Raw genomic sequence first — 18,850 nt, forward strand, 5'->3', positions numbered from 1 at the left:
CGCCTGGTCTCATACGAAACGGGCCCGCCGTCCCTCCGTGGGACGACGGGCTCGTTCGATTCAGCTGCTGCCGAAACCAAGTGGACTAGTCCTTCTTGGCCTCGTCGGCTTCGGAAGCGTCGGCCGCGGTGGCAGACTCGTCCTCGATGGCCTCGACGACGGCGTCAGCGTTCTCGACCTCGGCTTCGGACGCCTCTGCCTCGACGGCCTCCACAACGTTCTCCTCGGTGGAGGAATCCTGCGAAGCCTTCACGCGACGTGCGCGGTCGGCCTCGGAGGTGACGGTCTTCTCCTTGACGAGTTCGATGACCGCCATCGGAGCGTTGTCACCCTTGCGGGGGATCGTCTTGATGATGCGGGTGTAGCCGCCGTCGCGATCGGCGTAGAACGGGCCGATCTCCGCGAACAGGGTGTGTACGACATCCTTGTTGCGGATGACCTTGAGAACCTCGCGACGATGAGCCAAGGTTCCGGCCTTGGCGTGCGTGACGAGCTTCTCGGCGTACGGGCGCAGGGCCTTGGCCTTGGACTCCGTGGTGGTGATACGACCGTGCTCGAAGAGCGCGGTTGCCAGATTGGCGAAGATCGCCTTCTGGTGCGAAGCCGACCCGCCGAAGCGGTAACCCTTCTTGGGCTTGGGCATGATGATCTCCTAGTAAAGGACCGTGAGCTAGAGCTGTTCGGTCTCGGCGTAGTCCTCGGTGCCCTCGGCATCACCGAGGGAACCGGTGTCCGTGTCGCTCCACGTTCCGGTGACGGCGTCGTAGCCGGCAACAGTGCTGGGATCGAAGGACGCGGGGCTGTCCTTGAGTGCCAGGCCGAGCGAATGCAGCTTGACCTTCACCTCGTCGATGGACTTCTGTCCAAAGTTGCGGATGTCGAGCAGATCGGACTCGGTACGGCCGACAAGCTCACCGACGGTGTGAACACCTTCGCGCTTGAGGCAGTTGTAGGAACGGACCGTCAGGTCCAGGTCCTCGATAGGCAATCCGAACGAAGCGATGTGATCGGCCTCGGCGGGCGAGGGCCCGATCTCGATGCCTTCTGCTTCGACGTTCAGCTCACGGGCGAGGCCGAAGAGCTCAACCAGGGTCTTGCCCGCAGAAGCAAGCGCGTCCCGAGCGGTGATGGAGTTCTTGGTTTCCACATCGAGCACGAGCCGATCGAAGTCGGTGCGCTGCTCGACGCGGGTGGCTTCCACCTTGTAGGTGACCTTGAGCACCGGCGAGTAGATCGAGTCCACCGGAATCCGGCCAATCTCGGCGCCGGAGGCCTTGTTCTGTACGGCGGGGACGTAGCCGCGACCGCGCTCGACGACGAGCTCGATCTCCAGTTTTCCCTTGTCGTTCAGGGTGGCGATGTGCAAATCCGGATTGTTCAAGGTGACGCCGGCAGGGGGCACGATGTCGCCTGCGGTCACAGCGCCGGGGCCCTGCTTGCGGACGTACATGGTGACCGGCTCGTCCTCTTCGGAGCTCACGACGAGACCCTTGAGGTTCAGGATGATGTCGGTGACATCTTCCTTCACACCGGGAACTGTGGTGAACTCGTGCAGAACGCCGTCGATGCGGATGCTGGTGACAGCAGCGCCGGGGATCGACGAGAGCAGCGTGCGCCGCAGCGAGTTGCCGAGGGTATACCCGAAGCCTGGCTCGAGGGGCTCGATGACGAACTTCGAGCGGTTGTCAGCGATGACCTCTTCGGTCAGCGTGGGTCGCTGAGAAATGAGCATTTGATTCCTCCTGTACGGGCGTCCACTATTTGACGCCCACGATGGGAAAGGCCTACGCCCCGCATGTGGTCGAGGAGTTCGGAAACTCCTCGACCACGCACAGGCAGGCGGTGCCTACTTCGAGTAGTACTCGACGATCAACTGTTCCTGCAGCGGAACCGTGATTTGCGCACGCTCCGGAAGCTGGTGAACCAGAATCCGGAGACGTCCACCGACAACCTGCAGCCAACCCGGGATCGGGCGATCGCCCTGGGTCTCACGTGCGACCTGGAAGGGAAGCGTGGACAGCGACTTTTCCTTGACATCGATGATGTCGTACTGGGAGACGCGGTAGCTGGGGATGTCGACCTTCTTGTTGTTCACAAGGAGGTGGCCATGGGTGACCAGCTGACGAGCCTGGCGGCGGGTGCGAGCCAGTCCGGCGCGGTACACGACGTTGTCGAGACGCGACTCCAGGATGCGGAGCAGGTTCTCACCGGTTTTGCCGGGGCGCTTGTTCGCCTCCTTGTAGTACAGGCGGAACTGCTTCTCCATGACGCCGTAGGTGAAGCGAGCCTTCTGCTTCTCCTGCAGCTGGAGCAGGTACTCGCTCTCCTTGATCCGCGCGCGACCGTGCTGGCCCGGCGGGTAGGGACGACGCTCGAACGCCTGGTCGCCTCCAACGAGGTCGACGCGCAGACGACGCGACTTGCGGGTGATGGGTCCGGTATAACGTGCCATTTTCTTCTACCTATCCTTCCCGCTAGACCCGACGCCGCTTGGGCGGACGGCAGCCATTGTGCGGCTGGGGGGTGACATCGGAGATGGTGCCGACCTCGAGGCCTGCAGCCTGAAGCGAGCGGATCGCGGTCTCACGGCCGGAGCCGGGACCCTTGACGAAGACATCGACCTTCTTGACACCGTGCTCCTGCGCCTTGCGGGCTGCGTTCTCGGCAGCGAGCTGAGCGGCGAACGGGGTGGATTTACGCGACCCCTTGAAGCCAACATGCCCCGAGGAGGCCCAGGAAATCACGTTTCCGGCGGGATCCGTGATGGACACGATGGTGTTGTTGAACGTGCTCTTGATGTGAGCGGCACCGTGCGGGACATTCTTCTTGTCCCTGCGACGCGCCTTCTGGGCCTTCTTGGGACCGGTGCTCCGTGACTTGGGGGGCATTACTTCGCCTTCTTCTTGCCGGCAATGGTGCGCTTCGGACCCTTGCGGGTGCGGGCGTTGGTCTTGGTGCGCTGACCACGCACGGGCAGACCACGACGGTGGCGCAGGCCCTGGTAGCAGCCGATTTCAATCTTGCGTCGGATGTCCGCCTGGACCTCGCGACGAAGGTCACCCTCGACCTTGAGCGACTCCTCGATGTACTCGCGGAGCTTCGCCAGATCCTCGTCCGAGAGATCCTTGCTCCGCAGATCCGGGCTCACGCCGGTGGCGTCCAGGATCTCGTGGGAGCGAGTACGGCCGATGCCGTAGATGTATGTCAGTGCGATCTCCATCCGCTTTTCACGGGGAAGATCGACACCTGCGAGACGTGCCATAGTGGCATTTCCTATCGGTGTGCGGAGGTCTGCTCCCAGTCCATCCCCTGTGCCTCTTCAAACGCCGGCGGTCTCGCGACCGACATTGCTTCAACTAACTCAGTGGGGCCCCGGCCTCCGTGCCGGGGGTGAACCAGTACCTGCTCGAAAGCCGTGAGTGCTGGCTGGTGCTGGGAGGTCATCTTTTGCTTGTTGCCAAGCAGATCCTCGAAAAGCGGAGATCTAGCCCTGACGCTGCTTGTGACGCAGGTTCTCGCAGATCACCATGACCCGGCCATTACGGCGGATCACCTTGCACTTTTCGCAGATCTTCTTGACGCTCGGCTGAACCTTCACGTCTTCTGATCTCCTGTTTTGTGGCAGCCCACTACGCAGTTCCGCAGCGGACGTACTTCTCCCCGACCTGGTCGGACGGGGAAACTCCTATTTGTACCGGTAAACGATGCGGCCACGCGACAAGTCGTAGGGCGAAAGCTCCACGACAACGCGATCTTCCGGGAGGATGCGAATGTAGTGCTGACGCATCTTTCCGCTGATGTGGGCGAGGACCTTGTGGCCGTTCTCGAGCTCAATGCGGAACATCGCATTGGGCAGCGGCTCGACTACTCGTCCCTCGACCTCGATGGCCCCGTCTTTCTTAGCCATATCCTCCCGCGATCCATGTGGTTTGGCGTGCTTATTGCATCTGTTTCCGTTACCGTGGCGCCCGATGGGTTCTTAACCGACCCAAACATGACGAATCCGGATCGGATCCGACACTAGGCACGCAGACAACCGGCGCGCATAGCGCACCGCTGGTCGATGTTACGGGAATTTGCTCACCAGGCCAAATGCGACTCGCACCGGGCTCTACCACCTCGGTGAGGATGGCCTGGATTCATCGCGGCGACACTACGGTTCACCACGTGAGCCGTTCGCGCCTGCGGCGCGCAGTCCTCCTGCAGATTCGACAATGCTCAGCCGAGAGCCTGCTTGTCGGAGCCAGACCGCAAAGTCTCCGGAGAAGCAAGGCAACCTCACACAGCCGATCGGGTTTCGAATGCCAACAAGAAAATCATCGAGGCCTCTTCCCTGAGCGGCGCATCCACTATCGGAGCCGACGCAGGACCGACAACCTTTCGCTCACTTATCGAAACGACCTCCGTCTGGTACCCTGATGTGTTGTCTACCACAGTGTCTCAGCAAGATTCCGAGGGGTATGACGAGCGGTTCCACCGGAAACATCCAGTTATCACCACTCAAGAGGTATCCATGCAGTTTCACAAGACTGCGGGCGCGGGAGTTCTGGCGCTCGCCCTGGCAGTAGGTTTCGCCAATAACGCATCTGCTGAGGAGATTGCGCCGGACCAGGCCGTGTCCGCCGCAGATGCCGCTGTCGCCGCACAAGGAGCTCCACCCTCAAGCGCGCCGCAGGGTTTGACCGTCGATCTTCCTTCAGCTGGCAAACCTGTGGCTGCGGCTCGAGCAGCAGATGGTTCGACCGTCACTCTCGAATCGTCGACTCCGTCGACAGGTGTCAGTCCTGTCGGAGGGAAGAGTGTCAAAACACTCTCCGTTCCCAGCTCGTCGGTTGTCACGGAGTCCGTTTCTGACGGTTTCCGGAAGCTGGTGGTCATCGGCTCTGCCAACTCCCCCACCCATTTCGATTTCGATCTCGGTCTGCCGCAAGAAATAGTGGCGCGACCAGTTTCCGACGGGTCGATCCTGCTCCAACAGCCAGGCGACAACGGGTTGGCGGCCACAGTTGGGAAGATCGAGGTTCCGTGGGCGAAAGACGCCAAAGGTGCTGACGTTTCCACCCGCCTGGAGATGAACGGTGAGGTACTCACGCAAGTCGTAGACCATCACGGTGCCGCATACCCGGTGACAGCTGATCCGATGCTCGATTTCGGTTCGGGTGTGGATCTGAACCTCACCGGCGAACAGATCAGGGAATTCGAGTTCGGCGCCGGTGCGGCGATCTCAGCATTGGCACTGGCCGGTTGCGGGCTCGCCACGCTGCCCACCGGAGTTGCCGGCGCTGTGGTCAAAGTGGCCTGCGCCGCAAGCGCGACTCCGAACGCCATCGACTACCTGACTTCACTTATGGATGGGTCCGCGGCTGAGGAGTACGACGCAGACACTTGCTATCAGACGAGCATCCTCCCGCCGACTGGTGAAGTCGTACCCGTTGCAGCGAGCAACTGCGAATAGCTGAAATTCAGATGTCCTTGACAGATCGCACGCGAGTTCGTATCAACGGCGATCCGGTGTAGGCTGTCAATCGTGACGCCGAGAGTCGCCCTGTCTGTCTGATCCAGGAACGCTCTTGTGGGCTGCGGTCTCGCCGCCTACTCAGGCCGCAGAGTGAGAATACGAGGGCCGTCTTCGGTAACCGCGACCGTATGTTCCCAATGCGCAGCGCGCGAGCCATCGGTGGTGACGACGGTCCAATCATCCTCGAGAACAACGGTGTCGGTAGTGCCGAGCGTCAGCATGGGCTCGATCGCCAGAACCGAACCGACCACGAGTTTCGGACCCTTACCCGGGGTTCCCTCGTTGGCGAGGAAGGGTTCCATGTGCATTTCCCGGCCGATACCGTGCCCGCCATAGCCGTCAACGATGCCGTACTTCCGGTCATGCGCACCCTCCGCTGCACGGGTGCCGAGTTCGATCGCGTGCGAGATATCGGTGAGGCGGCTACCGGGCAGCATCGCAGCGATACCCGCCTCCATCGAGAGTCGGGTCGCTTCGCTCAATTGCTGATCCGCCTCGATGATGTCGCCCACACCGAAAGTCCACGCGGAGTCACCGTGCCAGCCGTCGAGGATGGCACCGCAGTCGATAGAGACGAGGTCTCCCTCGGCGAGAATGTCTTCTGCCGAGGGAATTCCGTGCACCACTCGATCGTTCACGGACGAGCAGATCGACCCGGTGAACCCGTGGTAGCCCTTGAAAGACGGCACCGCGCTTGCACCACGGATGACCGACTCGGCCACCTCGTCGAGTTCGAGCGTGCTCACACCGGGCTTCGCCGCAGCGCGGACCGCCACCAGAGCCGCACCTACGATGGCGCCGGCCGCCGCCATCGCGTCGAGTTCGCCGGAGGTCCGGAACGGAACGACCTTGCGCCTACGCCCAAAGCCCATTACTTGCCCAGCGCTGCCAGTGCGCGAGCGTTGACCTCGCCGACCTCACCCAGGGCGTCGACGGTGAGCAGCTCTTTCTTGTAGTAGTCGAGCAGCGGAGCCGTCTCCTCTCGATACACCCGGAGACGGTTGCGGATGACGTCTTCCCTGTCGTCTGTGCGGCCACGGGCCAGCATCCGCTCGACCACGATGTCCTCGTCCACAGTGAAGGACAGCACGCCGTCGAGCTTGGTGTTCAGTTCCGCCAGGATCGCGTCGAGTGCCCGAGCCTGGTTGATCGTCCGCGGAAAGCCGTCGAGGAGGAAACCGTTGGCCGAGTCCGGCTCGGCAACTCGGGCCTTCACCATGCTGTTGGTGATCTCGCTGGGTACCAGATCCCCGGCGTCCAGATACTTCTTCGCTTCGAGCCCTAGAGGAGTTGCCTGGCCGATGTTCGCCCGGAACAGATCGCCCGTCGAGATGTGGGGAACGCCGAGCTTCTCGGAGAGAATCGCGGCCTGGGTGCCCTTGCCGGCGCCTGGAGGACCGAGGAGGACAAGTCTCACTTGAGAAACCCTTCGTAGTTACGTTGCATCAATTGACTTTCGATCTGCTTGACCGTGTCCAGGGCGACACTGACGAGAATCAACACAGCCGCACCGCCGAAGATACTGGTCGCCGTCTGACCCCCCGATAGGAAGATTTGGGGCAGGACCGCGATGGAACCGAGGTAGATCGAGCCGGGCACAGTGATGCGGTTGAGCACGTAGGTCAGATAGTCCGCGGTCGGGCGACCCGGGCGGATACCGGGAATGAAGCCGCCGAACTTCTTCATCTCGTCGGCGCGCTCTTCCGGGTTGAACGTGATCGCAACGTAGAAGAACACGAAGAACACGATCAGTCCGAAGTAAATGGCCATGTAGACCGGGTTGTTCGGATTCACCAGGTACTCGTTGATGAACCGTTGCCACCAGCTCGGGTCCAGCGAAGTCGTAGCTCCGGTGAGCTGCGCGATGAGGTTCGGCAGATACAGCAGCGAGGACGCGAAAATGACGGGGATGATGCCGGCCTGGTTTACCTTCAGCGGCAGGTATGTCGACGAACCGCCGTACATCTTGCGACCGACCATACGCTTGGCGTACTGCACCGGGATCCGCCGCTGGCCCTGCTCGACGAAGACGACACCCGCAATGATGGCGAGCGCGCCGGCGCAGACGATCGCGAAAACCAGCCCGCCGCGGCTGTCGAGGATGGACTTCCCCTCGGACGGCAGGCGAGACGCGATACCGGCGAAGATCAGCAGCGACATTCCGTTGCCGACGCCGCGTTCGGTGATGAGTTCACCGAACCACATGACGAGGGCGGCACCGGCGGTCATGACGAGCACGATGATCACCAGGCCAAAGATGCTGTCGTCCGCGAGGATCGCCTCCTGGCAGCCCTGCAGCAGTTGGCCGCGCGACGCGAGCGCCACAATACCGGTGGCCTGGAGGATCGCCAGCGCAACCGCGAGATAACGCGTGTACTGCGTCATCTTGGCCTGGCCGGACTGGCCTTCCTTCCGAAGTTCCTCGAACTTCGGAATGACGACCGTCAACAGTTGAACGATGATGCTGGCCGTGATGTACGGCATGATGCCGATTGCGAACACCGACAGTTGGAGCAGCGCACCGCCGGAGAACAGGTTGATCAGCGAGTAGATACCCGCCGTATCGCCGCCGGACAGCTGATCGATACACGCACGCACGTTGCCGTAGTTGACGCCCGGAGAGGGCAGCATGGCGCCGACACGATAGAGCGCAACGAGGCCTAGCGCAATTAGGATCTTCCGCCTCAGGTCCGGGGTCCTGAGGGCCGAGACGAAGGCGGAAAGCAAAGATCCTCCTGGCACGACGGTGGGGAGACGAGCCATTGAAGACTTGTCCGTGGATGAATTCTAGAACTCTAACAGTGGCGACTACACACACAAGTCGGGAGACCTGAGGCAGCGCCGAGCTGCGCAGCCTGCAATGGCCGCAGTACAGCACGAGGCTGCACTGCGGCCATCTACTGGCAGCGGTGATTGCTCACAGCTCGGTGGCGATACCACCGGCAGCAACGATCTTTTCCTTGGCGGAGCCCGTGAACTTGTTCACAGTCACCTGGACCGCAACAGTCAGTTCGCCGTCGCCGAGAACCTTGACAAGCTGGTTCTTGCGAACGGCACCCTTGGCAACAAGATCCTCGACCGTGATCTGTCCACCCTCGGGGAACAAGCGGGCGATGTCACCTACGTTGACGACCTGGTACTCGGTGCGGAACGGGTTGGTGAACCCCTTGAGCTTGGGCAGACGCATGTGCAGCGGCATCTGTCCACCCTCGAAGCCGGCCGGCACGTTCTTGCGGGCCTTGGTGCCCTTTGTGCCGCGACCCGCGGTCTTACCCTTGGAACCTTCACCACGGCCGACACGAGTCTTCTCGGTCTTGGCTCCCGGCGCGGGGCGCAGGTGATGCAGTTTGATGGTCATGGTTAGACCTCCTCAACTGTGACGAGGTGGCGCACCACGTTGATCAGACCACGGTTCTGCGAATTGTCCTCACGGACAACCGTCTGACGGATGCCCTTCAAGCCGAGGGTGCGCAGAGAATTCCGCTGGTTCTGCTTGGTACCGATGGTGCTCTTGATCTGAGTGACCTTGAGTTCGGCCATTACTTCACGCTCCCAGCCTGTGCGCGCGCACGCAGCATGCCTGCGGGAGCAACGTCCTCGAGCGCGAGGCCGCGACGAGCCGCGACCTCCTCTGGGCGCTGCAGGCCCTTGAGCGCAGCGACGGTCGCATGCACGACGTTGATGGCGTTGTCGCTACCGAGCGACTTCGACAGAATGTCGTTGATGCCGGCGCACTCCAACACAGCGCGCACCGCGCCACCGGCGATTACACCGGTACCGGGGCTTGCCGGGCGCAGCATGACAACGCCGGCCGCGGCCTCACCCTGAATCGGGTGCGTGATGGTGCTACCGATCATCGGAACTCGGAAAAAGCTCTTGCGAGCCTCCTCGACGCCCTTCTGGATCGCCGCAGGAACTTCCTTGGCCTTGCCGTAGCCGACGCCGACCAATCCGTTGCCGTCCCCTACTATCACCAGTGCGGTGAAGCTGAAGCGACGACCACCCTTGACGACCTTTGACACACGGTTGATCGTGACGACACGTTCGATGTGGTTCGACTTCTCGGCCGACTGTCCGCCGCGACGATCGTCGCGACCGCCACCACGACGGTCGCCGCCGCCACGGTTGTCCCCGGTGTTGGGGCCATTCTGTCCGGCGGGTCCGCTTCCGCCGTCACGCCTTTGACGTCCCGGCATCAGGCTGTCCTTCCGTTCACGCAGGCCGAGCCTGCCATGTACTCAGTGATGGTCATCAGAACTTCAACCCGCCTTCGCGAGCCGCGTCCGCCAGGGCCGCGATGCGACCGTGGTAGCCGTGTCCGCCGTGGTCGAAGACTATGCTCTCGACGCCGGCAGCCTTCGCACGCTCGGCGATCAATTGACCGACCTTCGCGCTGAGGGCCTTCTTGTCGCCGTCCGCAGCCCGCACGTCGGCTTCTGTGGTCGACGCCGCAGCCAAGGTGTGGCCTGCGACGTCGTCCACCAGCTGGACGTGGATGTGACGCGAAGACCGGTTGACGACCAAGCGGGGACGCTCGGGCGTACCGGAAACCTTCTTGCGGAGACGGAAGTGACGACGCACCTTCGACAGGCGACGCTTGGTGGACGCATCCTTGCCCAGCGGAACTCGCTTGGCTTTCTGGTTTGCAGTCTGGCTCATATCACTTACCCGTCTTTCCGACCTTGCGGCGGATCTGCTCACCCTCGTAACGCACGCCCTTGCCCTTGTACGGGTCGGGACGACGGAGACGACGGATGTTGGCCGAGATCTGCCCGACCTTCTGCTTGTCGATGCCCGACACCGAGAACTTGGTGGGCGACTCGACCGCGAAGGTGATGCCCTCCGGGGCCTCGATCGGAACCGAGTGGCTGTAGCCGAGCGAGAACTCGAGGTCTTTGCCCTTGAGAGCGACGCGATAACCGACGCCGTGAATCTCCATCTTGGTGGTGTAGCCGTCGGTGACACCGGTGACGAGGTTCTGCACGAGCGTGCGAGACAGACCGTGCAACGCGCGGCTGCGACGTTCGTCGTCGGGACGGGTCACGCTGAGCGCGCCGTCCTCGTTCTTCGCAACCGCAATCGGCTCGGCGATCGAAAGGGCGAGCGTGCCCTTGGGTCCCTTGACCGTGACATCCTGGCCGTCGATCGAGACGTCGACGCCACCGGGGACAGGGACGGGAATCTTTCCAATACGCGACATTGTGGTGGCCTCCCTTACCAGACGTAGGCGAGGACTTCCCCGCCCACTCCTTGATTGGCCGCCTGGCGATCGGTGAGCAGGCCGGTTGACGTGGAAATGATCGCCACGCCGAGGCCGCCCAGAACCTTGGGCAGGTTGGTGGACTTCGCGTACACACGCAGACCGGGCTTTGAGACACGACGCACGCCGGCAAGGCTGCGCTCACGGCTCGGTCCGTACTTCAGATCGACGATGAGGGTCTTGCCCACCTCGGCGTCTTCGGTGCGGTAGGCGGCGATGTAACCCTCACGCTTGAGGATCTCAGCGATGTTCGCCTTGATCTTCGAATGGGGCAACTTCACCTCATCGTGGTACGCCGTGTTGGCGTTGCGCAGACGGGTCAAGAAGTCTGCGATGGGGTCAGTCATGGTCATGAGGTTGACCTCTACCTTTCTCACAACGGTTCCCTCTGCCGTTTCGGGCGCAGGCCTATCGCGAAGTAGGTCTTACGTTTCCCGGCCCGAGGTTACGAACCGGAAGTCTGTGGTGGGCGACGTCGTCACCGGAGGGGCGGCGACGTCACCGGGTCACCAGGAGCTCTTGTGCACGCCGGGCAGCTCGCCGGCGTGAGCCATCTCGCGAACGCAGATCCGGCACAGGCCGAACTTGCGGAACACCGAGTGTGGACGGCCGCAGCGCTGGCAGCGAGTGTAGGCACGCACCGCGAACTTGGGCTTCTTGTTGGCCTTGTTGACCAATGCCTTCTTAGCCATTAGCTCAGTTCTCCTTGAACGGGAAGCCGAGCTGCTTGAGCAGGGCACGGCCTTCTTCGTTGTTGGTCGCGGTGGTCACCACGGTGATGTCCATGCCGCGCGGGCGGTCGATCTTGTCCACGTCGATCTCGTGGAACATCGACTGCTCGTTCAGGCCGAACGTGTAGTTGCCGTTACCGTCGAACTGGTTGCCCGACAGACCACGGAAGTCCCTGATGCGGGGAAGAGCGACGGACACGAGACGGTCCAGGAACTCCCACATGCGGTCGCCACGCAGCGTGACGCGGGCACCGATGGGCATCCCCTCACGCAGCTTGAACTGCGCGATGGACTTGCGCGCCTTGCGGATCTCGGGCTTCTGACCGGTGATCAGAGCGAGGTCGTTGACGGCACCATTGATCAGCTTGGCGTCGCGGGCAGCGTCACCGACGCCCATGTTGACGACAACCTTGACGACGCCGGGGATCTGCATCACGTTGGCGTAGTCGAACTCGGTGTTCAGTGCAGCCTTGACCTCTTCGCGGTAGCGGGTCTTCAGGCGCGGCTGGATCTTGTTCTCGGTGGAGGTCATGTCAGATGTCCTTCCCGTTCTTCCGGGAAACCCGAACGCGCTTGCCGGACTCTTCATCGGTCCGGTAGCCCACGCGAGTGGGATTGCCGTCCGAGTCGACGACTGCGACGTTGGATACGTGGATCGGGGCTTCCTGCGTCACGATGCCGCCGGAGGAAGCTCCGCGCTCGTTCGCGGAGACCGCGGTGTGCTTCTTGATACGGTTCACGCCTTCGACGAGGATCTTGCTGGTCGCGGGGTAGGCCTGAATGACCTTGCCCTTCGCGCCCTTGTCCTTGCCGGCGATGACCAACACGGTGTCACCCTTGTGCACCTTCATCACAGCACCTCCGGGGCGAGCGAGACGATCTTCATGAACCTCTTGTCGCGCAACTCACGGCCGACGGGGCCGAAGATGCGAGTGCCACGGGGATCGTTGTCCGGCTTGATGAGGACGGCGGCGTTCTCGTCGAACTTGATGTACGACCCGTCTGGACGGCGACGTTCCTTGGTGGTGCGGACGATGACGGCCTTGACGACCTCGCCCTTCTTGATGTTTCCACCCGGGATGGCGTCCTTGACGGTGGCGACGATGATGTCACCGATCCCGGCGTAGCGGCGAGACGAACCACCGAGAACGCGGATACAGAGAATCTCCTTGGCACCCGTGTTGTCGGCGACGCGCAGCCGCGACTCCTGCTGAATCACTTACTTCTCCTTGACCTGGCTGTTTCCGACTCGAGCGATTGCCAAGCAATCACTCCGTCATGCACGGCAGATTTCCGACCCGACGTGCGCGGTCTGCATCCCTACCCTCGATGGGCCACCCTGGCGGGCGGCACAAAGCGTGAGGGCCACCCTGGCGGGCGGCACAATGGTGGGGTCACCACGCGTCTACCGCAAGGCAACCCCACCATCATACTGGACACATTGTTCGGTTTCTTACTTGGCCTTCTCGAGAACTTCGACGAGACGCCAGTGCTTCGTGGCGGACAGCGGACGGGTCTCCATCAGCTGTACACGGTCACCGATGCCGGCGACGCCGTTCTCGTCGTGCGCGTTGACCTTGCTGGTGCGCCGGATGATCTTGCCGTAGAGCGGGTGCCTGACCCGGTCCTCGAGCTCGACCACGATCGTCTTCTCCATCTTGTCGGAGACGACATACCCGACGCGGACCTTCCGGCTGTTGCGCTCTTCAGTGCTCACTGCTTTTTCCTCACTCATGCCGCGTCACCTGCGTCCGGACCGACGGCCAGCCCGAGCTCGCGCTCACGCAGAACGGTGTAAACACGCGCGATCTCGTGACGAACGGTGCGAAGTCGGCGGTTGTTGTCCATCTGGCCGGTGGCCATCTGGAAACGAAGGTTGAACAGCTCTTCCTTCGACTCACGAAGCCGGGTGACCAGCTCTTCTTCGGTGAGCTCGCGGAGCTCTGCGGCTGGGGTTCCAGTAGCCATCAGAACTGCTCCTCCCTTGTCACGATCCGGCACTTGCACGGGAGCTTGTGCATCGCGCGGCGCAGGGCCTCACGAGCAGTCTCCTCATTGGGGTAGCTCATCTCGAACATCACGCGACCAGGCTTGACGTTCGCGACCCACCACTCGGGCGAACCCTTACCGGAACCCATGCGGGTTTCGGCCGGCTTCTTGGTGAGGGGGCGATCCGGGAAGATGTTGATCCAGATCTTGCCGCCACGCTTGATGTGCCGGGTCATGGCAATACGAGCGGACTCGATCTGCCGGTTGGTGATGTAGGCGGGCTCGAGAGCCTGAATGCCGTAGTCGCCGAAGGTCACCTGGGTTCCACCCTTGGCGGCACCCGAACGGCTCGGATGGTGCTGCTTGCGGTGCTTGACCCGCCGTGGGATCAACATGCGTCAGCCCTCCTTCTGTTCAGTCGTAGCGGGTGCATCGGCGGTGGCGGTCGCTGCACGGCCTGCCTCGGTGCTGGTCGCGGTGGTGCCGGTGGCACCGGAACGACGCGGGCGGCTCGGACGCTCACGACGCGGGCGGTCGCCTGCAGGAGCAGCCACGTTGGCGGCCAGCTCACGCCTGCCACCCACGATGTCACCCTTGTAGATCCAGACCTTCACGCCGATGCGGCCAAAGGTTGTCTTGGCTTCGTAGAGGCCGTAGTCGATGTCCGCACGAAGCGTGTGCAGCGGCACACGACCTTCGCGGTAGAACTCCGACCGGGACATCTCGGCGCCGCCGAGACGACCGGAACACTGAACGCGGATTCCCTTGACGTTGGGCTGACGCATGGCCGACTGGATGGCCTTGCGCATGGCGCGACGGAAGGCGACACGGTTCGAGAGTTGCTCGGCCACACCCTGTGCGACGAGCTGGGCCTCGGACTCGGCGTTCTTGACCTCGAGGATGTTCAGCTGGACCTGCTTGCCGGTCATCTTCTCGAGCTCGGAACGGATGCGGTCAGCCTCGGCGCCGCGGCGACCGATGACGATGCCCGGGCGAGCGGTGTGGATGTCCACACGCACACGGTCACGGGTGCGCTCGATCTCGACCTTCGCGATGCCCGCGCGCTCCATGCCGGTGGCGAGGAGCTTACGGATCGCGACGTCTTCCTTGACGTACTCCGCGTACTGCTTGTCTGCGTACCAGCGAGACTTCCAGTCGGTAGTGATACCCAAGCGAAAGCCGTGCGGGTTGATTTTCTGGCCCACTACTGAGCCCCTCCCTTGGAGTTGGCCGAGCCCTTCCGGCGATTACGGGTCGATGTTCCGCTCTTCGGCAGGCTCTCCACGATCACGGTGATGTGACTGCTGCGCTTGCGAATACGGAACGCACGTCCCTGTGCACGCGGCTGGAACCGCTTGAGGGTCGCGCCCTCGTCCACGAACGCCGTGGCAACGACAAGCGTGCTCGGGTCGAGGTCGAGGTTGTTTTCGGCGTTGGCTGCTGCGGAGGCGATCACCTTGGCGACCGGCTCGCTCGCTGCCTGCGGTGCGAACTTCAGAATGTTCAGGGCGTCTTCAACCGAACGCCCGCGGACCAAGTCCACAACACGACGCGCCTTCATCGGCGTGACGCGAACGTGGCGCGCTACCGCCTTGGCGGTCGGGTTGGCGGTATCGGTGTTGCTCATCGCCTCTTCGCCTTCCGATCGTCCTTGATGTGACCCTTGAACGTGCGGGTCGGTGCAAACTCTCCGAGCTTGTGTCCGACCATCGAGTCGGAAACGAAGACGGGGACGTGCTTGCGGCCGTCGTGAACCGCAAACGTGTGGCCGATGAAGTCCGGGATGATCGTGGAACGACGGGACCAGGTCTTGATGACCTGCTTGGTTCCCTTCTCGTTCTGCACATCCACCTTCGCAAGGAGGTGGTCATCGACGAACGGGCCCTTCTTGAGGCTGCGTGGCATCCTTCACTCCCTCCTAGCGCTTGTTCTTGCCGGTACGGCGACGACGGACAATGAGCTTGTCACTCGCCTTGTTCTTGCGGGTGCGGCCCTCGGGCTTACCCCACGGGCTGACCGGGTGGCGACCACCGGAGGTCTTACCCTCACCACCACCGTGCGGGTGGTCGACCGGGTTCATCACGACGCCACGGACGGTCGGGCGCCTGCCCTTCCAACGCATGCGGCCGGCCTTGCCCCAGTTGATGTTCGACTGCTCGGCGTTGCCGACCTCACCGATCGAGGCTCGGCAGCGAACGTCGACACGACGAATCTCGCCGGACGGCATACGCAGCGTGGCGTAGGGGCCTTCCTTACCGAGCAACTGAATGCTGGATCCAGCCGAGCGGGCCATCTTCGCGCCGCCACCCGGTCGGAGTTCCACCGCGTGGATGGTGGTACCCGTCGGAATGTTGCGCAGGGGCAGGTTGTTGCCGGGCTTGATATCGGCTCCAGCACCGGACTCGACCGGTGCACCCTGGACCAGACCCTTGGGGGCGATGATGTAGCGCTTCTCACCGTCTGCGTAGTGCAGCAGTGCGATGCGCGCAGTGCGGTTGGGGTCGTACTCGATGTGAGCGACCTTGGCCGGCACACCGTCCTTGTCGTTGCGACGGAAATCGATCAGCCGGTAGGCACGCTTGTGTCCGCCACCCTTGTGCCGGGTGGTGATACGACCGTGCGCGTTACGTCCACCGCGACCGTGGAGCGGGCGAACCAGCGACTTCTCAGGGGTCGACCGAGTGATCTCGGCGAAGTCCGAGACACTCGAGCCACGACGGCCCGGGGTAGTCGGCTTGTACTTACGGATTGCCATGAGTCTTCTCGTCCTCTATGTCTCGTCAAGTCCCGGCGCTTACGCGACCGGTCCTCCGAAGATCTCGATGGGCTTGCTGCCGGCCGAGAGGGTCACGAGCGCGCGCTTGGTGTCCTTACGCTTGCCGTAGCCGAATCGGGTCCGCTTGCGCTTGCCCTGACGGTTGGCGGTGTTGACGCTGGTCACGGTTACGCCGAAAATCTTCTCGACGGCAATCTTGATCTGCGTTTTATTCGAGTCCGGGTGCACCAGGAAGGTGTAGGTGCCTTCCTCGATCAGTCCGTAGGACTTCTCGGAGATGACCGGAGCGAGCAGGATGTCGCGGGGATCGGCGATGGTGCTCACTTGCCCTCCTCCTTGTTCTCGTCCTGAGCTGATTTGTCGCTGCGCAGGCTCTGCTCCTGGGCTGCCTCGGCGGGTCCGTGGATGAACGCGCCCAGCGCTTCGACGCTGAACACGACGTCATCGCTGTTGAGCACGTCGTAGGTGTTGAGCTGGTCGGGTGCAATGGGATGCACGCCGTCCAGGTTCTGCACGCTCTTCCAGGCGGCGATGTCCTCACGCCCGACGACGAGCAGGACCTTCTTGCGGTCCGAGATCTCACCGAGGAAGGTGCGTGCAGACTTCGTGGACGGAGTCTGACCGGCAACCAGTTCGGTGATCACGTGGATGCGCTCGTTGCGGGCCCGGTCAGAGAGGGCTCCGCGCAGGGCGGCTGCCTTCATCTTCTTGGGGGTTCGCTGGCTGTAGTCGCGCGGCTGCGGGCCGTGGACGATGCCACCGCCGGCGAACTGCGGTGCACGGGTCGAGCCCTGACGAGCACGGCCAGTGCCCTTCTGGCGGTACGGCTTCTTGCCACCGCCGCGAACCTCGCCGCGGGTCTTGGTGGAATGGGTTCCCTGACGTGCAGCAGCGAGCTGCGCAACGACAACCTGGTGGAGAAGCGCGATATTGGCAGGCGCGTCGAAGATCTCCGCGGGGAGGTCGACGGTGCCGTTGGTCTTGCCGCCGCCGACCTTGACGTCCAACGTCAGCTTGGTCGTCGATGTCTCGGTGCTGGTCATGCTCGTGCACCACCCTTCACTGCGCTCTTGACGATCACAAGGCCACCCTTGCGGCCGGGGATCGCACCCTTGATCAGCAGCAGGCCGTTCTCGGCGTCCACCTTGTGGACGGAGAGGTTCTGCGTCGTGATGCGGTCGCTACCCATGCGGCCGGACATGCGCATGCCCTTGAACACGCGGCCCGGAGTGGCGCAACCACCGATGGAACCGGGGCGACGGTGAACAGCCTGTGCACCGTGCGAGGCACCCTGGCCGGCGAAGCCGTGGCGCTTCATGGTTCCGGCGAAGCCCTTACCCTTGCTGGTTCCGGTGACGTCGACGTAAGCGCCGTCTGCGAAGACCTCGGCGGTAAGTTCCTGGCCGACCTCGTACTCCGAGGTGTCGGCGACGCGGAGCTCCACAACGTGGCGGCGCGGGGTGACGCCGGCCTTGGCGAACTGGCCCGACGTCGGCTTGTTCACCTTGCGCGGGTCGATGGCGCCGAACGCGAGCTGCACGGCGCTGTAGCCGTCACGCTCTTCGGTACGGATCTGGGTCACGACGTTCGGTCCGGCCTTCACGACGGTGACCGGAACGACCCGGTTGTTCTCGTCGAAGACCTGGGTCATGCCGAGCTTGGTGCCCAGGATTCCCTTGATCTTGGTATCAGTCATTGTTTTTGTCTCCGCCGCGCTCACTGAATGTTGACGTCGACGCTGGCCGGAAGGTCGATACGCATGAGCGCGTCAACCGTCTTGGGCGTCGGGTCGAGGATGTCGATAAGCCGCTTGTGAGTACGCATCTCGAAGTGCTCGCGCGAGTCCTTGTACTTGTGCGGCGAGCGGATGACGCAGTACACGTTCTTTTCGGTCGGCAACGGCACGGGTCCAACGACGCGGGCCCCGGTACGGGTCACCGTCTCGACGATCTTGCGCGCTGACGCGTCAATCGCCTCATGGTCGTAGGCCTTGAGCCTGATGCGGATCTTCTGTCCCGCCACGCTTAGTGTCCTTTTCTTGCCGCGTTTCGTAGTACCACCCGAGTCGGGCCGAACTACCTCGTTTGCACAGTCCGTTACCTGGGCCGCAACTGTCCGAACGCTAGGCGACCGGGACGCACCCGATCCGCTGCCGCTGTTCATCTGTCATGGTTCTCCGGTACACGCGGTCGGGCGTGTCGCCCTCCCGCTAACCTTCCGACCCAAAACTTCTCAGCTACTTGGGCCGGAATGCGCACCGGACGCACTCGAATTCGAGTGCCAGTAAGATACTGCTTCCGTCTTGCATGCGCCGCGAGCAGGTCGGTTCGATCCACATCGCGGCTTCTCACCTCATCTGTTTCTGGGACGCAAACAATCGCGTCCCAGACAAGGCAACCCGACCAGTATGCCGTACCGATCCGGAGACCACAAACCAAGGCCCGGTTCGCCGCGAAATTGCCCTAGTAGTCGACAACCACATGGCGACGTAGTCGACAACGACATGGCGGCGTGGGTCACACACCGATAGGTGCACCGGACTGTGGGCCGAGCGAACCTGCGAAGGTCGGCCAAGA

At 62.7% G+C, this 18,850-nt stretch carries 32 protein-coding genes; 1 reads left to right on the plus strand and 31 read right to left on the minus strand.

The window, feature by feature from the left end; translation table 11 throughout:
* Positions 1 to 85 precede the first annotated feature (85 nt).
* The 7 genes from rplQ to infA form a co-directional block, all read right to left on the minus strand.
* Positions 86 to 643, minus strand: coding sequence for a 50S ribosomal protein L17 (gene rplQ, locus RM2_RS02925; protein ID WP_072687343.1), 558 nt, complete (start codon positions 641 to 643; stop codon positions 86 to 88).
* 27 nt (positions 644 to 670) lie between these two features.
* Entirely contained in the window at positions 671 to 1,732 is a 1,062-nt protein-coding gene (locus tag RM2_RS02930) for a DNA-directed RNA polymerase subunit alpha (protein ID WP_072687344.1), read from the minus strand.
* Between the two features lie 114 nt (positions 1,733 to 1,846).
* Positions 1,847 to 2,452: a 30S ribosomal protein S4 gene (gene rpsD / locus RM2_RS02935; RefSeq protein ID WP_072687345.1), complete on the minus strand. Its 606-nt coding sequence runs from the start codon at positions 2,450 to 2,452 to the stop codon at positions 1,847 to 1,849.
* 22 nt (positions 2,453 to 2,474) lie between these two features.
* The gene (rpsK, locus tag RM2_RS02940) at positions 2,475 to 2,888 is read right to left on the minus strand and encodes a 30S ribosomal protein S11 (protein ID WP_072687346.1); all 414 of its coding nucleotides are present in this window, start codon (positions 2,886 to 2,888) and stop codon (positions 2,475 to 2,477) included.
* On the minus strand, positions 2,888 to 3,262 hold the full coding sequence (rpsM, locus tag RM2_RS02945; RefSeq protein WP_072687347.1) for a 30S ribosomal protein S13: 375 nt from the start codon (positions 3,260 to 3,262) through the stop codon (positions 2,888 to 2,890). The genes rpsK and rpsM overlap by 1 nt, the downstream gene beginning before the upstream one ends.
* A 222-nt stretch (positions 3,263 to 3,484) precedes the next feature.
* Positions 3,485 to 3,598 carry a 50S ribosomal protein L36 gene (gene rpmJ / locus RM2_RS02950; RefSeq protein WP_003938068.1) on the minus strand — a complete coding sequence of 38 codons (114 nt, stop codon included), beginning with the start codon at positions 3,596 to 3,598 and terminating at the stop codon, positions 3,485 to 3,487.
* Between the two features lie 87 nt (positions 3,599 to 3,685).
* Entirely contained in the window at positions 3,686 to 3,907 is a 222-nt protein-coding gene (gene infA, locus RM2_RS02955) for a translation initiation factor IF-1 (protein WP_003418601.1), read from the minus strand.
* A gap of 606 nt (positions 3,908 to 4,513) precedes the next feature.
* On the opposite strand from infA, the gene RM2_RS02960 reads away from it, so the two are divergent.
* Complete coding sequence (locus tag RM2_RS02960) at positions 4,514 to 5,455, plus strand: hypothetical protein (protein ID WP_072687348.1); 942 nt, start codon at positions 4,514 to 4,516, stop codon at positions 5,453 to 5,455.
* Positions 5,456 to 5,592: 137 nt separating this feature from the next.
* On the opposite strand, the gene map is transcribed toward RM2_RS02960, so the two are convergent.
* The 24 genes from map to rpsJ form a co-directional block, all read right to left on the minus strand.
* A complete protein-coding gene (gene map / locus RM2_RS02965) occupies positions 5,593 to 6,390 on the minus strand; it encodes a type I methionyl aminopeptidase (protein WP_072687349.1) in 798 nt (265 codons plus the stop codon).
* Entirely contained in the window at positions 6,390 to 6,935 is a 546-nt protein-coding gene (locus RM2_RS02970; protein WP_072687350.1) for an adenylate kinase, read from the minus strand. The genes map and RM2_RS02970 overlap by 1 nt, the downstream gene beginning before the upstream one ends.
* Entirely contained in the window at positions 6,932 to 8,245 is a 1,314-nt protein-coding gene (secY, locus tag RM2_RS02975) for a preprotein translocase subunit SecY (protein WP_072687478.1), read from the minus strand. The genes RM2_RS02970 and secY overlap by 4 nt, the downstream gene beginning before the upstream one ends.
* Positions 8,246 to 8,435: 190 nt before the next feature.
* Positions 8,436 to 8,876, minus strand: coding sequence for a 50S ribosomal protein L15 (rplO, locus tag RM2_RS02980; protein WP_072687351.1), 441 nt, complete (start codon positions 8,874 to 8,876; stop codon positions 8,436 to 8,438).
* 2 nt (positions 8,877 to 8,878) lie between these two features.
* Positions 8,879 to 9,058, minus strand: a complete 180-nt coding sequence (gene rpmD / locus RM2_RS02985; protein WP_072687352.1) for a 50S ribosomal protein L30 — start codon at positions 9,056 to 9,058, stop codon at positions 8,879 to 8,881.
* Complete coding sequence (rpsE, locus tag RM2_RS02990) at positions 9,058 to 9,714, minus strand: 30S ribosomal protein S5 (protein WP_072687353.1); 657 nt, start codon at positions 9,712 to 9,714, stop codon at positions 9,058 to 9,060. The genes rpmD and rpsE overlap by 1 nt, the downstream gene beginning before the upstream one ends.
* A 55-nt stretch (positions 9,715 to 9,769) precedes the next feature.
* Positions 9,770 to 10,177 carry a 50S ribosomal protein L18 gene (rplR, locus tag RM2_RS02995; RefSeq protein WP_072687354.1) on the minus strand — a complete coding sequence of 136 codons (408 nt, stop codon included), beginning with the start codon at positions 10,175 to 10,177 and terminating at the stop codon, positions 9,770 to 9,772.
* 1 nt (position 10,178) lies between these two features.
* The gene (rplF, locus tag RM2_RS03000) at positions 10,179 to 10,718 is read right to left on the minus strand and encodes a 50S ribosomal protein L6 (protein ID WP_072687355.1); all 540 of its coding nucleotides are present in this window, start codon (positions 10,716 to 10,718) and stop codon (positions 10,179 to 10,181) included.
* 14 nt (positions 10,719 to 10,732) lie between these two features.
* Entirely contained in the window at positions 10,733 to 11,131 is a 399-nt protein-coding gene (gene rpsH, locus RM2_RS03005; protein ID WP_072687479.1) for a 30S ribosomal protein S8, read from the minus strand.
* Between the two features lie 153 nt (positions 11,132 to 11,284).
* Entirely contained in the window at positions 11,285 to 11,470 is a 186-nt protein-coding gene (locus tag RM2_RS03010; RefSeq protein WP_005239644.1) for a type Z 30S ribosomal protein S14, read from the minus strand.
* Positions 11,471 to 11,474: 4 nt separating this feature from the next.
* Positions 11,475 to 12,041 carry a 50S ribosomal protein L5 gene (gene rplE / locus RM2_RS03015; RefSeq protein ID WP_072687356.1) on the minus strand — a complete coding sequence of 189 codons (567 nt, stop codon included), beginning with the start codon at positions 12,039 to 12,041 and terminating at the stop codon, positions 11,475 to 11,477.
* A gap of 1 nt (position 12,042) precedes the next feature.
* Complete coding sequence (gene rplX / locus RM2_RS03020; protein WP_072687357.1) at positions 12,043 to 12,360, minus strand: 50S ribosomal protein L24; 318 nt, start codon at positions 12,358 to 12,360, stop codon at positions 12,043 to 12,045.
* Positions 12,360 to 12,728 carry a 50S ribosomal protein L14 gene (gene rplN / locus RM2_RS03025; RefSeq protein ID WP_072687358.1) on the minus strand — a complete coding sequence of 123 codons (369 nt, stop codon included), beginning with the start codon at positions 12,726 to 12,728 and terminating at the stop codon, positions 12,360 to 12,362. The genes rplX and rplN overlap by 1 nt, the downstream gene beginning before the upstream one ends.
* A 234-nt stretch (positions 12,729 to 12,962) precedes the next feature.
* Entirely contained in the window at positions 12,963 to 13,244 is a 282-nt protein-coding gene (rpsQ, locus tag RM2_RS03030; RefSeq protein WP_072687359.1) for a 30S ribosomal protein S17, read from the minus strand.
* Positions 13,241 to 13,477: a 50S ribosomal protein L29 gene (rpmC, locus tag RM2_RS03035; protein WP_070377841.1), complete on the minus strand. Its 237-nt coding sequence runs from the start codon at positions 13,475 to 13,477 to the stop codon at positions 13,241 to 13,243. The genes rpsQ and rpmC overlap by 4 nt, the downstream gene beginning before the upstream one ends.
* A complete protein-coding gene (gene rplP, locus RM2_RS03040; RefSeq protein WP_072687360.1) occupies positions 13,477 to 13,893 on the minus strand; it encodes a 50S ribosomal protein L16 in 417 nt (138 codons plus the stop codon). Before rplP ends, rpmC begins: the two co-directional genes overlap by 1 nt.
* A 3-nt stretch (positions 13,894 to 13,896) precedes the next feature.
* Positions 13,897 to 14,703, minus strand: a complete 807-nt coding sequence (rpsC, locus tag RM2_RS03045; RefSeq protein WP_072687361.1) for a 30S ribosomal protein S3 — start codon at positions 14,701 to 14,703, stop codon at positions 13,897 to 13,899.
* Positions 14,703 to 15,125 (minus strand): 50S ribosomal protein L22, encoded by a 423-nt coding sequence (rplV, locus tag RM2_RS03050; protein WP_072687362.1) that lies wholly within the window; start codon positions 15,123 to 15,125, stop codon positions 14,703 to 14,705. Before rplV ends, rpsC begins: the two co-directional genes overlap by 1 nt.
* Positions 15,122 to 15,403, minus strand: coding sequence for a 30S ribosomal protein S19 (gene rpsS / locus RM2_RS03055; protein ID WP_003940820.1), 282 nt, complete (start codon positions 15,401 to 15,403; stop codon positions 15,122 to 15,124). Before rpsS ends, rplV begins: the two co-directional genes overlap by 4 nt.
* Positions 15,404 to 15,416: 13 nt before the next feature.
* The gene (gene rplB, locus RM2_RS03060; RefSeq protein ID WP_072687363.1) at positions 15,417 to 16,253 is read right to left on the minus strand and encodes a 50S ribosomal protein L2; all 837 of its coding nucleotides are present in this window, start codon (positions 16,251 to 16,253) and stop codon (positions 15,417 to 15,419) included.
* Positions 16,254 to 16,292: 39 nt separating this feature from the next.
* Complete coding sequence (gene rplW, locus RM2_RS03065) at positions 16,293 to 16,598, minus strand: 50S ribosomal protein L23 (protein WP_072687364.1); 306 nt, start codon at positions 16,596 to 16,598, stop codon at positions 16,293 to 16,295.
* Entirely contained in the window at positions 16,595 to 17,317 is a 723-nt protein-coding gene (gene rplD / locus RM2_RS03070) for a 50S ribosomal protein L4 (RefSeq protein WP_072687365.1), read from the minus strand. Before rplD ends, rplW begins: the two co-directional genes overlap by 4 nt.
* Positions 17,314 to 17,970 (minus strand): 50S ribosomal protein L3, encoded by a 657-nt coding sequence (gene rplC / locus RM2_RS03075; RefSeq protein ID WP_072687366.1) that lies wholly within the window; start codon positions 17,968 to 17,970, stop codon positions 17,314 to 17,316. The genes rplD and rplC overlap by 4 nt, the downstream gene beginning before the upstream one ends.
* Positions 17,971 to 17,990: 20 nt before the next feature.
* A complete protein-coding gene (gene rpsJ / locus RM2_RS03080; RefSeq protein WP_003938093.1) occupies positions 17,991 to 18,296 on the minus strand; it encodes a 30S ribosomal protein S10 in 306 nt (101 codons plus the stop codon).
* Between the last annotated feature and the right edge of the window lie 554 nt (positions 18,297 to 18,850).

The sequence above is a fragment of the Rhodococcus marinonascens NBRC 14363 genome, from assembly GCF_001894885.1.
GTDB classification, from domain to species: domain Bacteria; phylum Actinomycetota; class Actinomycetes; order Mycobacteriales; family Mycobacteriaceae; genus Rhodococcus_F; species Rhodococcus_F marinonascens.